Below are 12,331 nucleotides of genomic sequence, written 5' to 3' on the forward strand. Positions count from 1 at the left end.
CAGGTTTTGCAGGGTTTCAGGACTTGGCGGTGAAGGCTGCTTCCTGGCCGAAACCGGTCGGCGAGGTGGCGCTTGGGGTCTTTGCGCAAGTGCCGGCTGGGACCAGTTTCCAGGCGTTGGCCTGGTCTTTGACTTTCGAGGTACCGGCGCAGGTAGTACCGGCGCCTGCAGCGCAATCGTTCTTGCCGGCTTCGGCGACACCAAAGCACTTGTCCATTTTCGCTTCGTCAGCGTGGGCCATGTTGGTCAGGGCGGAAAAGCTCAGGGCCGAACCCAGGGCCAGAACGAGGGTAGCGGCGGACAGCGAACGGGATTTAGTAGTCATGGTGTAACTCCAGCAGTGAGGTTGGGTAAGGAAGCGTTTTTGCTTGCTTACCCCTCTAGAGTTGGGGCATCAGGCTGCGTTACAGCAGGTGATAAATAAATTTTCGAGGCCGAGCAAATGGCGCCGTGAGTCTTAGTGTTCGCAAGCCCCGTATGCGCTTGCTGTAGGATCAAGCAATGCCTGGCACTGGGCGAATGTGCGCAAGACCAATAAGGAGCGTTGGCTGTGAAGAACCGCTTTGCAGATTTTTTCATCAGCAGAAATTTCTCATTCCTGTGGCTGGGGCAAGCCCTCTCATCGTTTGGCGAGTTCGTTTTCGAGAGCACCGTCATTGTGTGGCTGGTGACTGACCTGTTTCACGACAGTGCGTTCTTGCCGATGGCCGTAGGCCTGGCAGTGGCGGCTTCGGCTATACCGCGTGTATGGGTGGCCCCACTGGCCGGGGCTTGGGTCGATCGGATGGCCCCGCTGTACGTGATGATCGCGGGGGATGGGATTCGGGTGCTCAACTTCCTGATCTTTTTCGTGATCTATTCACTGGCCGGGTTGGACCCGATGCAAGTGTTCGTCGGCGTTCTGCTGTTGTTGTTGGTGAACAGCACGGCCGCACAGTTTTTCAACCCGTCGCGCCAGGCGATAATGCAAGTGGTCATCCCTACGGCTCGACGCGTTGAGGCATCGGCCAAGGCAATGTTTTCCCTGACGGGTATTTCAGTGTTGTCGGCGTCCCTTGGGCCGGCCTTATTTGTCTGGGTTGGCCCCGCCCTGGCACTGCTGATAAATGTGCTGGCTTTTGCCTGTTCGGCCCTGTGCATCGCGTTTACCCAGGGCCTGCGCCGGACCTTGCTGGCCGAGCAACAACGGCTGCCCTTTTGGCGTGGAGTGCTCGCAGGGCTGCGGTTTTCCTGGGGGCACGCCTCGATCAGGACGTTGTTGATCGGTGTCGCGTTGTACGGGTTTTCCCTGGGGGTCAATAACGTCGCGTTGTCCTTGTATGCATTCAAAACCCTGGGCTTGAGCCCTTATGAATACGGCCTGATTCTCGCGGCGTTCCCTGTCGGCGGGTTGGTTGCTGCCGTGCTGGTCCGGCCGCTGTTGAAGTCATTGAGCACGCGCCAGGCCTTTACCTTTGCGTTACTGTGCATGGGGTTCAGTTACCTGGCGTATTCGCTGCATCCGCCGTTTTACCTGGCCTGGGCGCTGATGTTCAGTTGTGGGTTGTTCTTCTCGGTGTTTGCGATTGTGCAAGGGCCGATGCTTCAGGAAGCCGTGCCTGAAGGCTACATGGGGCGTGTGTCCGCAACGGTCACGCCGGTACTGGCCATCGCCTCGTTGACCGGTACGCTGGTGTGTTCTCAGACATTGAATAGGGCAGAGCGCGTCATCGCCTATTTCGACGCGCCGCTGGATGTGTACGGCGCGTATATCTTCCTGGCGGCGGGCTTGTTGCTATTGGGCGGGGCATTGATGCTGGCCGGCCAGCGCGCGGGCAAGGGGGAGTTGGTCGCGACGCTTTGAACCGCGATAAAAAAACGGCCCGAAGGCCGTTTTTTTGTTACCTCAATGGCTCAGCCACCGAGATAGGCTTCACGCACCTTCGGATCCGTGAGCAATTGCTCCCCGGTGCCCTGCATCACCACCCGGCCGTTTTCCAGCACGTAGGCGCGGTCGGCGATTTTCAGCGCCTGGTTGGCGTTCTGCTCCACCAGGAATACCGTCACACCGTCCTTGCGCAGTTGTTCGATGATATCGAAGATCTGCTGGATGATGATCGGTGCCAGGCCCAGTGAAGGCTCGTCGAGCAGCAACAGCTTGGGCTTGCTCATCAGCGCCCGGCCGATGGCGAGCATTTGCTGCTCGCCGCCGGACATGGTGCCGCCGCGCTGGCTGAAGCGTTCCTTGAGCCGTGGGAACAGGTGCAGCACCTTGTCCATCTGCTCCTGATAATCGCCCTTATCGGTGAAGAACCCGCCCATGGCCAGGTTCTCTTCCACCGTCAGGCGCGAGAACACACGACGGCCTTCGGGCACAACGGCAATGCTCTTGCGCATGATCTCGGAGGAAGCCTGGCCCACCAGTTCTTCACCCATGTAGCGGATGCTGCCGCTATGGGCCTGCGGTGAACCGCACAGGGTCATCAGCAAGGTCGACTTGCCGGCACCGTTGGCGCCGATCAGCGTGACGATTTCACCTTGGCGCACTTCCACGTTGACGCTGTGCAGCGCCTGGATCTTGCCGTAGAAAGTGGAAACGTTTTCGAATTGCAGCATTTTACGCTTCCCCCAAATAGGCTTTGATCACTTCCGGGTTGTCGCGGATCTGCTCCGGCGTACCGTTGGCCAATGGCGTGCCCTGGTTGATCACCACGATGTGGTCGGAAATGCTCATGACCAGTTTCATATCGTGTTCGATCAACAGCACCGTGGCGTTGTTTTCCTCACGCAGCACCGTGATCAGCGCCTTGAGGTCTTCGGTTTCCTTGGGGTTCAGGCCGGCGGCCGGTTCGTCGAGCATCAGGATCCGCGGGCGGGTCATCATGCAGCGAGCGATTTCCAGTCGGCGTTGTTGGCCGTAAGCCAGGGTGCCGGCCGGGCGGTTGGCAAACTCGGTGAGGTTGACCTTGTCCAGCCAGTACGCCGCGTATTCCATGGCCTCGCGCTCGCTCTTGCGGAACGCCGGGGTCTTGAACAGGCCAGCAAAGAAGTTGGTGTTCAAGTGCCGGTGCTGGGCGATCAACAGGTTTTCGACCGCCGTCATGTCCTTGAACAAGCGCACGTTCTGGAAGGTACGCACCACGCCCTTGCGGGCGATCTCGTGACCGGCCAAGCCCTGGATGGGTTGGCCATCCAGCAGGATGCTGCCACCGCTCGGCTTGTAGAAGCCGGTAAGGCAGTTGAACACCGTGGTCTTGCCGGCGCCGTTCGGGCCGATCAGCGCCACAACCTGTTTCTCTTTGACGGTCAGGGCCACGCCGTTGACCGCGAGCAAGCCGCCAAAACGCATGCTCAAGTTTTCGACTTTCAGGATCTCGCGGCTCATTTGCGCAGCTCCATGTGTGGGCGTTGCATCGGCAGCAGACCTTGAGGACGCCAGATCATCATCAGTACCATCATGGCGCCGAACATCAACATGCGGTATTCGCTGAACTCACGCATCATTTCCGGCAGCAGGATCATCACGATCGCCGCCAGGATCACGCCCAGCTGCGAGCCCATGCCACCCAGTACCACGATGGCGAGAATGATCGCCGACTCGATAAAGGTGAACGACTCCGGGGTCACCAGGCCTTGGCGCGCGGCGAAGAAGCTGCCGGCGAAACCGGCGAAGGTTGCCCCCAGGGTGAATGCCGAGAGTTTGATGACGGTCGGGTTCATGCCTAATGCACGGCAGGCGATTTCATCTTCGCGCAACGCTTCCCACGCGCGGCCGATCGGCATGCGCAGCAGGCGGTTGATCACGAACAGTGCCGCCAATGCCAGCAACAACGCCACCAGGTACAGGAACACCACTTTGCTCACCGGGTTGTAGTCGATCCCGAAGTATTCGTGGAAGGTCTGCATGCCTTCGGCTGCGGTGCGGTCGAACGACAGCCCGAAGAACGTCGGTTTGGGGATGCTGCTGATGCCGTTGGGGCCACCGGTGATATCGGTGAGGTTCCGCAGGAACAGCCGGATGATTTCACCGAAGCCCAGGGTCACGATCGCCAGATAGTCACCGCGCAGGCGCAGCACCGGGAAGCCCAGCAGGAAGCCGAACGTGGCCGCCGCCATGCCGGCCAGTGGCAGGCAGATCCAGAAGCCCCAGCCCAGGTAGTGCGAGAGCAGCGCGTAGGTGTAGGCACCCACGGCATAGAAACCCACATAACCGAGGTCGAGCAGGCCGGCCAGGCCGACTACGATGTTCAGGCCCAGGCCCAGCAACACGTAGATCAGGATCAGGGTGGCAATGTCGACGGCGCCGCGCGAGCCGAAGAACGGCCAGATCAACGCGGCCACGATCAGCCCGATGATGATGTAGCGCTGGGTACGCGGCAGGGTCAGGAATTGGCTGACCTTGGGCGACACCAACGGGCCACGGTTGCCCTTGAGCAACGCACCGACCTGCTGGGTGAACAGCACACGCAGGAACATCAGCACCGAGCACAGGGCGATGATGGTCAGGGTCACGGGACCGGTGCCATGCACTTCCAGGTTGATGCCGACAATGCTCAGCTTGAGGCCGAGTACCGGAAAGGCCACGGCCCAGACCAGCAAGGCGCTGAAGAACGCCGATTTAAGATATCTGCTCATACTTTCTCAACCTCCGGACGACCCAGGATGCCGGTCGGACGGAACAACAGCACCAGAACCAACAGGCCGAACGCCACGACGTCCTTGTACTGGTCGCCGAACACGTCGGCGCCAAAGGCTTCAGCCACACCCAGCACCAGCCCGCCGAGCATCGCGCCCGGAATACTGCCGATACCGCCCAAGACCGCTGCGGTAAAAGCCTTGAGGCCTACCAGGAAACCGGCGTTGGGGTTGATCACGCCGTACTGCATGCTCAGCAGCACCGCCGCAATGGCTGCGAGTGCGGCACCGATCACGAAGGTCAGGGCGATGATGTTGTTGGTGTTGATGCCCAACAGGTTGGCCATCTTGATGTCTTCGGCGCAGGCCCGGCAGGCGCGCCCCAGACGGGAGCGGGAAATGAACAGGGTCAGGCCGAGCATTGCCACCAGGGTGACGACGAAAACCAGCACCTGCATGTACGAAATCAGCACTTCTTGTGCGCCACCTGGGCCGAAGGAGAAGCTCCCCGGAATCAGGTTGGGAATGGACTTATCCTTGGAGTCCTGGGACAGCAATACAGTGTTCTGCAGGAAAATCGACATGCCGATGGCGGAAATCAGCGGGATCAAACGGTTGCTGCCACGCAAGGGGCGGTAGGCGACGCGCTCGATACTGTAGCCATAAGCACTGGTCACGACGATCGATGCCAGGAACGCAGCGGTCATCAACAGCGGCAGGGAATGGATACCCAGCATGGCCAGCCCGGCAAGGGCGATGAAGGCCACGTAGGAACCAATCATGTACACCTCGCCATGGGCGAAGTTGATCATTCCAATGATGCCGTAAACCATTGTGTAGCCAATGGCTATCAAGGCATAGGTGCTGCCAACGGTCATGCCGTTAACCAGCGTTTGGAAAAAATGATAGATCTCAGGCATTACAGCGCTCCTAAAAACCCGATACGCATTTCACTGGTGGAGTCATTTCCGGCTCGGTGCCCTGCTCTGTGATCAGGTTGCACGAAGCGTTTGCCAGCGAACCGCTGGTGACGGTTTTAAGATTTTCAGGTGAGCCAGCGCCCGGATCGCGGGTGACATGGCCCATAAACCTCGTAAAACAAAGCCCACTGCTCTCACAGTGGGCTTGTTGGACCAGTAACGCCTGGCTTACTGAGGGGAAACTTCGGTTTTTGGTTTACCGAAGTGCCATTCGTAGACCACGAATTTGAAGTCCTTCAGGTCACCCTTGGCGTCGAAGCTCAGGTCGCCAGTTGGGGTCTTGAAGGTGCCGGCGTGGATAGCAGCAGCCACTTTGGCGGTGTCTTCGCTTTTCGCGGCGGCGATACCGCCGGCGATCACTTCAACGGCCGAGTAGGCCGGGAACACGAACGGACCGGTTGGGTCCTGCTTGTTCTTGGTGAACTCTTCAACGATGGCCTTGTTGGCCGGGTCGGTGTCGAAGGATTTCGGCAGGGTAACCAGCAGGCCTTCGGAAGCGCCCTGGGCGATTTGCGAGATGGAGTCGTTACCCACACCTTCTGGGCCCATGAACTTGGCGTTCACGCCTTTTTCCTTGGCCTGGCGCAGGATCAAGCCCAGCTCTGGGTGGTAGCCGCCGTAGTAGACGAAGTCGACGTTGGCTTGCTTGAGCTTCTGGATCAGCGAGCCGAAGTCTTTGTCGCCAGCGTTGATGCCTTCGAACAGGGCGACTTTCACGCCTTTCTTCTCGAGGGTCTGCTTGACGGCGGTGGCGATGCCTTCACCGTACTGCTGTTTGTCGTGGATAACAGCAACGACTTTCGGCTTCACGTGGTCGGCAATGTAGTTACCGGCCGCTGGGCCTTGGGCGCTGTCCAGGCCGATGGTACGGAACACCAGCTTGTAGCCACGGGAAGTGATTTCCGGGCTGGTAGCCGCCGGGGTGATCATGATCACGCCTTCGTCTTCATAGATGTCGGACGCTGGCTGAGTGGAGCTGGAGCAGAGGTGACCGACCACGAACTTGACGCCGTCGTTGACCACTTTGTTCGCTACGGCAACGGCTTGTTTTGGATCGCACGCATCGTCGTATTCTTTCGCTTCAAGCATTTTGCCGTCGACACCGCCCTTGGCGTTGATGTCAGCGATTGCCTGCTTGGCACCCATGAATTGCATGTCGCCGTATTGCGTCACTGGACCTGTCTTAGGCCCGGCGATACCGATCTTGATGGTGTCGGCTGCGAACGAATGGCCGGCAACCCCAGCCAGGACCATAGCGGCAAACAGTTTGGAAATCTGCTTAGTAGCCTTATTCATAGTGCTCCACTCTTACTGTTGTATTTTTTATAGTTCTAGCGGCCTTGTGAGCTGCAGAACCGGATCAGATATCGCGGATATCCCCCGGCATTGCCCTGGCAACTGTACCGGTACAGTGTAGAGCGCCGGTTCATCGCTTGAAAAGCTGGCTGCTGGGGGCAAACCTTGGGTGTGTCGCTTTAATGAAAGAAAAAGACAGAATTGCGGCGGGCTTATGCCAGAGTTTCGGGCAATCCTTGGCTTTCCTGACACTTTCGTTCGGTGCCTCATTTGCAACTGGGTTTTTCTGCCTGACGCCTGACGCTATGATTGCGCCGATTTTTTCTTCAGGTGAATTCCCATGACGCAAGAACCTAGCACCCTCTATGCCAAGCTGCTCGGTGAAACCGCCGAAATTTCCTGGAAGGAGCTTGAACCGTTCTTTGCCAAGGGTGCCCTATTGTGGGTCGACGCTGGCCTGGATTTGATCGAAGCGGCCGAAGGAATGGCCGAGGATAACCGCGACAAAGTCGCTGGTTGGCTGGCCGCAGGGAGCCTTGGCGAAGTGTCTGCGACGCGGGCGTTGGACTTGGTTGAGCGTGATCCGAGCCTGTGGGCGGTCGTGGTTTCGCCGTGGATTCTGATCCAGGAAAGGGCGGCGCAAGAAAGGCTCGCACTATAAAGGTGCGCGTTTTCTTGCCGAGCAAGTGTGTAGCCGAGTAACCGCTGGCGCCGTGATGGCATCTTGCCGTAGAGAAAGGTCACAGGTGACGGTGACGTAAGCGTCACGGGAACAGTTTTAAAGTGGGCGGAACATCGGGGGAATTGTTTCCGGGTGTGGCAAAGCCAGATCGTTCCCACGCAGAGCGTGGGAACGATCAACCCTGACTTTTCAAGAGGAGTACCCGGCGTACTCCGATGATTCGGCCGCTCGTCGGCGTTCATCCAAGTAGATGATGGCTAAATCCCAAAGATACGACGTCATCGAATGGGCCTGACAATCGACGGCGGGCCGATGCGGCCTGCACCAGGGTCCTTCGGCGCGATGGCGTCCTTATTGCCCTCGATGCTGAACGGGTAGAGTGGGTTGCGCATCTGGATGCCCTGGATCACACCCACCACATCGCTCAAAGGCACCGCCGGGCTCAGCAGGTAACCCTGGATAAAGTCGCAGCCGTGCTTGAGCAGCAGTTCAAATTGCGCCTGGGTTTCCACGCCTTCGGTGACCACCTGCAAGTGCAGGGTATGGGCCATGCCGATGATCGCCTGGACGATCTCGACATCGGCGGTGGACTTGGGAATGTCCTGGATAAACGACCGGTCTATCTTCAGGGTATTGAGCGGCAGGCGCTTGAGGTAGGCCAGGGATGAATAACCGGTGCCGAAATCATCAATGGCCAGCGAAACGCCCAGGGCGCGGATCTGGCGCAACAGCGCCAGGGTGCTGCTGATATTGCCCATCAGCGCGTTTTCGGTGACTTCCAGTTCCAGGCGGCTGGCGGCGATCCCGGCAAAACGCAGGGCGGCTTCGATCTCATCTGCCAGCTCGTCACGGGCCAGGTTCAAGGCCGAGCAATTCACGGCCATGGTCAGCTCGGTGTAACCGCGGTCAGACAGCAGGCTCAAATCGTGACAGGCCTGACGCAATACCCAGTGGTCGAGTTCGGCAATCAACCCGTTGTTTTCGGCGATGCCGATAAACCGGTCCGGGGCCAGCAGCCCATGTTGCGGATGTTGCCAGCGCACCAGTGCTTCCAGGCGGGTGACCTTGCCCAGCTTCATGTCGAAGATCGGCTGGTAGAACAGCACCAATTCATTGCGGCCGCGCAACGCAGCGCGCAATTGCTCCTCCAGTTGCAGCTCGAGGAAGGCGCGGGTTTTAAGGTTGGAGCTGAAGAAGTTCAAGCTGTTGCGACCGGCATCCTTGGACTGGTACAGCGCCAGGTCAGCGGTTTTAAGCAACTCTTCGCAGGTCAGTCCGTCATCGGGGAACAGGCTGATGCCAATGCTGGTGGTCATCACCATGCGCCGGCCGGCCAGTTCGATTGGTTCTTTCATCTTATGCATGATGCGCTGGGCCAGGTGCCGCGCTTCGTCGCGATGGTGAATGTTGATCAGGATGCAGAACTCGTCGCCGCCAAACCGCGCGACCACATCGCTATGGCTGCGCACCGACCCCTTGATATGCCCGGCCAGTACGGTGAGCAGTTGGTCGCCGGCATCGTGGCCAAGGCTGTCATTGATGCGCTTGAAGTGGTCGATATCGAGGAAGATCACCGCCATCATGCCGTGGCCGGCGGTTTTTTCGGCGACCTTCTCGGCAAAGATCTGGTTGAAGCCGCGACGGTTGAGCAGGCTGGTCAGCGCATCGAAGTGCGCCACTTGTTGCAGCGAGGCACGGGCTTGGTCCAGCTCACTGAGCAGGGCGTTGACCCGGCGCAGGTCACGCTCCTTGTGCTGCAGTTTTTTGTCGGCGAGGGCGGCGCTGACGCTGCTGCCAATCACCAGCAGGGTGATCACGGCCACCGACAGGCCCAGTTGAATCGGGTTGTTATCCAGTGGCAACGACAGGTCAGCGCCGGCCGGTACCAGCATCCGCATGGCCGCCATGCCGGTGAAGTGCATGCTAAGGATGCCGGCGCCCAGCACCAGGCTGGCGGCGTACTTGAGCAGTTGATGAAACACGCCGGCGCCGGTGCGCAGGTAGCTCGACAGCAACAGCGCGGCCAGGCTGGCGCCGATGGCAATCGCCACGGAGGCCATGAACAGGTCGGTCTCGAAGTACACATCGGCCTGGGAGCGCATGGCCGACATGCCCACGTAATGCATCAGCGCGATACCCAGGCCCATCCATACCGACGCCAGCAGGTATTGATGGAATCGCAGATGGGTATGACTCAGGGTTTGCATGGCGAACAGTGAAGCGATCAAGGCGATCACCAGCGAGGCGAACGTCATGATCAATTCATAATGAATGGCGATAGGTGCCTGGAAGGCCAGCATGCTGATGAAGTGCGTCGACCAGATGCCACCCGCCAGGCAACCCGCTCCCAGCCAACGCCAATGACGGCGGGCGGTAGGGTCTTCGACATGGCCGACGCGCTCAGCCATGTCCAGCGTGCCGAAGCCGGCCGCGCAAGCAACCAGATACGCCAGTAGCACCAGAAAAGGGTTATGACTGCAATTGAGTAATAAGTGCCCGTTCTCTGGCAGGTCGGTAAAAAAATGCAGACCCAGCCATTCCATAGCAAGCCCCGTCATAGCGTCACGTCACAGCCAACGGCGATGACCTATGAAGTCGATTATAGAAGCCGCGCGGGATTTGCCATGGATAATGGCACTTTGCTTTCAACCATTTTGGCATGCCCGCCATAGCGTTTGATGCTAAGCGCTGATCGGCAGGTCCAGTTCAAAAGGTGCTTCTAATGGCGGCAGGCCAAAGGCGGCGCGAGCGCTATCGCAGTCGACGTTCTGCTCGCCCTGGCTCCACGACGCATCGAACTCTCGGCAGGGGCTTGAGCGTTGTTCATAGATGGTGCAACGGGTGCCCTTGCCGACCTCACCCTCGAGGCTGCAACACCTGGCGGGTTTCTGGTCGGTACCAATCATCGCCACGCGTGTGGGGTTGATCTGCACCACCAGGTCATCGGGCACCGTGCCGCCCGATGAGGCGCACTCGCCCCAGAAGAAAGACACGCGAAAGTGTGAACAGCAGGCACCGCAACTCAGACACGGACTGGCTTCGGACATGGGCGTCATCGATAAGAAAAGTAGGATGTGGGTGTTACGGAAGGCTCGCCATTCTATCCGTGCCATGGCGGTTGGGAAGGGGGGCGCGAACTTATATTTTCGTAGGGAAAGTCCCGTCGCTGCGGGTGAAATCATGCCCTATCAGCTTTACGAATCATTACAGACAAGCGTGCCTGGCCTGATTATGTTGCAGGTACCGGGCAGGATGCATCGGGCATCGCAGCTCTCATAACAATAAAAGAGACGGACCCATGCAGAACTCGACCCAAGCGGCGAATGCCTGGCGCATTCTGTTCCTGCTGTTCCTCGCCAACCTGTTCAATTTCTTCGACCGCACCATCCCCGCCATCATCATCGAGCCAATCCGCATGGAATGGCACTTGAGCGACTTCCAGCTCGGTATCATCGGCACCGCCTTCACCATCGTCTACGCCATCGCCGGCCTGCCGCTCGGGCGCCTGGCCGATACTGGCTCACGCAGCAAACTGATGGGCTGGGGCCTGTTTGCCTGGAGCGGGCTGACGGCGGTCAACGGCATGGTCGGCAGCTTCTGGACCTTTTTGCTGGTGCGAATGGGCATCGGCATCGGTGAAGCCAGCTACGCGCCGGCGGCCAATTCGCTGATCGGCGACCTGTTTCCCGCCCACCGCCGCGCCCGGGCCATGGGCATTTTCATGTTGGGCCTGCCGTTGGGCCTGCTGCTGGCGTTCTTCACCATTGGCGCGATGGTCAAGGCGTTCGACAGCTGGCGCGCACCGTTCTTTATCGCCGCCGTGCCGGGGCTGATCCTCGCGATCTTCATGTTCTATATCAAGGAACCCAAGCGCGGCGCAGCGGAAACCGTGCAAGTCTCCCAGGAGCGCGTCGACCGCCCGATTCGTCGCGTTCTGGCGGTGCCGACCTTCCTGTGGCTGGTGCTGGCCGGGTTGTGCTTTAACTTCGCCACCTATGCGTGCAATTCATTTTTGGTGCCGATGTTGCAGCGTTACTTCCTGATGCCGTTGCAGGACGCCGCGGTGGCCACCGGCGTGATCGTCGGCATCACCGGGCTGGTGGGCCTGACCCTGGGCGGCTGGATTGCCGACAAGATCCATCAGCGCGTCGCCAACGGCCGGCTGCTGTTTGCCGCGTGCAGCTTGATTATCTCGACCATTACCACTGCCTGGGCCTTGCACGCGGGGCGCATTGAGATTGGCGTGTTTGTGGCGCTGTTCAGTGTGGGCTGGTTGTTTGCCTATAACTTCTACACCTGCGTGTACACGGCGATTCAGGACGTGGTGGAGCCGCGCCTGCGTGCCACGGCGATGGCGCTGTTTTTTGCGGGGTTGTACTTGCTCGGCGGTGGCATGGGGCCGGTGGTGGTGGGCGGCCTGTCTGACCATTTTGCCCATTCGGCGATGTACGCCGATGGCGCCTCGCAGATGACCGAGGCGTATAAAGCGGTTGGGTTGCACGACGCCATGTACCTGATTCCGGTGGCGCTGTTCTTGACCATGCTGTTTCTGTTCCAGGCCTCGCGCAGTTTTGTGCGCGATGCCAAGAAGATGAAGGATGGGTTGGGGGCGGTTGAGGTGCCGGCTGCTGCCGCTGTAGCTTGATCGTTCCCACGCTCCGCGTGGGAATGCATCCTGTGACGCTCTGCGTCATGCTTCTAGGAGCGGACGCAGAGCGTCCAGGGCGGCGTTCCCACGCAGAGCGTGGGAACGATCAAA

12 protein-coding genes are annotated in these 12,331 nt (G+C 59.4%); 4 read left to right on the forward strand and 8 right to left on the reverse strand.

Going from position 1 to position 12,331, the window contains the following annotated elements; all coding sequences use genetic code 11:
* Positions 1–16: 16 nt before the first annotated feature.
* Entirely contained in the window at positions 17–325 is a 309-nt protein-coding gene (locus HBO23_RS03405; RefSeq protein WP_017137207.1) for a DUF2282 domain-containing protein, read from the reverse strand.
* A 225-nt stretch (positions 326–550) separates the two neighbouring features.
* Between HBO23_RS03405 and HBO23_RS03410 the strand changes: the two genes are divergently transcribed.
* On the forward strand, positions 551–1,843 hold the full coding sequence (locus HBO23_RS03410) for an MFS transporter (protein WP_170036498.1): 1,293 nt from the start codon (positions 551–553) through the stop codon (positions 1,841–1,843).
* Positions 1,844–1,893: 50 nt separating this feature from the next.
* On the opposite strand, the gene HBO23_RS03415 is transcribed toward HBO23_RS03410, so the two are convergent.
* The 5 genes from HBO23_RS03415 to HBO23_RS03435 all read right to left on the reverse strand — a co-directional run bounded on the left by HBO23_RS03415 (position 1,894) and on the right by HBO23_RS03435 (position 6,890).
* A complete protein-coding gene (locus HBO23_RS03415; protein ID WP_017137209.1) occupies positions 1,894–2,595 on the reverse strand; it encodes an ABC transporter ATP-binding protein in 702 nt (233 codons plus the stop codon).
* Between the two features lies 1 nt (position 2,596).
* Entirely contained in the window at positions 2,597–3,364 is a 768-nt protein-coding gene (gene livG, locus HBO23_RS03420) for a high-affinity branched-chain amino acid ABC transporter ATP-binding protein LivG (protein WP_017137210.1), read from the reverse strand.
* Positions 3,361–4,614 (reverse strand): high-affinity branched-chain amino acid ABC transporter permease LivM, encoded by a 1,254-nt coding sequence (locus tag HBO23_RS03425; RefSeq protein ID WP_017137211.1) that lies wholly within the window; start codon positions 4,612–4,614, stop codon positions 3,361–3,363. Before HBO23_RS03425 ends, livG begins: the two co-directional genes overlap by 4 nt.
* Entirely contained in the window at positions 4,611–5,534 is a 924-nt protein-coding gene (gene livH, locus HBO23_RS03430) for a high-affinity branched-chain amino acid ABC transporter permease LivH (protein WP_017137212.1), read from the reverse strand. Before livH ends, HBO23_RS03425 begins: the two co-directional genes overlap by 4 nt.
* A gap of 228 nt (positions 5,535–5,762) precedes the next feature.
* A complete protein-coding gene (locus tag HBO23_RS03435) occupies positions 5,763–6,890 on the reverse strand; it encodes a branched-chain amino acid ABC transporter substrate-binding protein (protein ID WP_017137213.1) in 1,128 nt (375 codons plus the stop codon).
* A 137-nt stretch (positions 6,891–7,027) separates the two neighbouring features.
* Between HBO23_RS03435 and HBO23_RS03440 the strand changes: the two genes are divergently transcribed.
* Positions 7,028–7,234, forward strand: a complete 207-nt coding sequence (locus HBO23_RS03440; RefSeq protein ID WP_138453093.1) for a hypothetical protein — start codon at positions 7,028–7,030, stop codon at positions 7,232–7,234.
* The gene (locus HBO23_RS03445) at positions 7,231–7,551 is read left to right on the forward strand and encodes a DUF2288 domain-containing protein (RefSeq protein WP_017137214.1); all 321 of its coding nucleotides are present in this window, start codon (positions 7,231–7,233) and stop codon (positions 7,549–7,551) included. The genes HBO23_RS03440 and HBO23_RS03445 overlap by 4 nt, the downstream gene beginning before the upstream one ends.
* Before the next feature lie 299 nt (positions 7,552–7,850).
* Here HBO23_RS03445 and HBO23_RS03450 read toward each other — a convergent pair whose 3' ends face one another.
* Both HBO23_RS03450 and HBO23_RS03455 read right to left on the reverse strand, forming a co-directional pair.
* Positions 7,851–10,115, reverse strand: a complete 2,265-nt coding sequence (locus HBO23_RS03450) for a bifunctional diguanylate cyclase/phosphodiesterase (RefSeq protein WP_099548586.1) — start codon at positions 10,113–10,115, stop codon at positions 7,851–7,853.
* A gap of 138 nt (positions 10,116–10,253) precedes the next feature.
* The gene (locus tag HBO23_RS03455) at positions 10,254–10,619 is read right to left on the reverse strand and encodes a YkgJ family cysteine cluster protein (RefSeq protein WP_170036500.1); all 366 of its coding nucleotides are present in this window, start codon (positions 10,617–10,619) and stop codon (positions 10,254–10,256) included.
* 251 nt (positions 10,620–10,870) lie between these two features.
* Between HBO23_RS03455 and HBO23_RS03460 the strand changes: the two genes are divergently transcribed.
* Entirely contained in the window at positions 10,871–12,217 is a 1,347-nt protein-coding gene (locus HBO23_RS03460; protein ID WP_017137218.1) for an MFS transporter, read from the forward strand.
* Positions 12,218–12,331: the final 114 nt, after the last annotated feature.

The sequence above is a fragment of the Pseudomonas sp. WS 5532 genome, from assembly GCF_012985445.1.
GTDB lineage: Bacteria > Pseudomonadota > Gammaproteobacteria > Pseudomonadales > Pseudomonadaceae > Aquipseudomonas > Aquipseudomonas edaphica.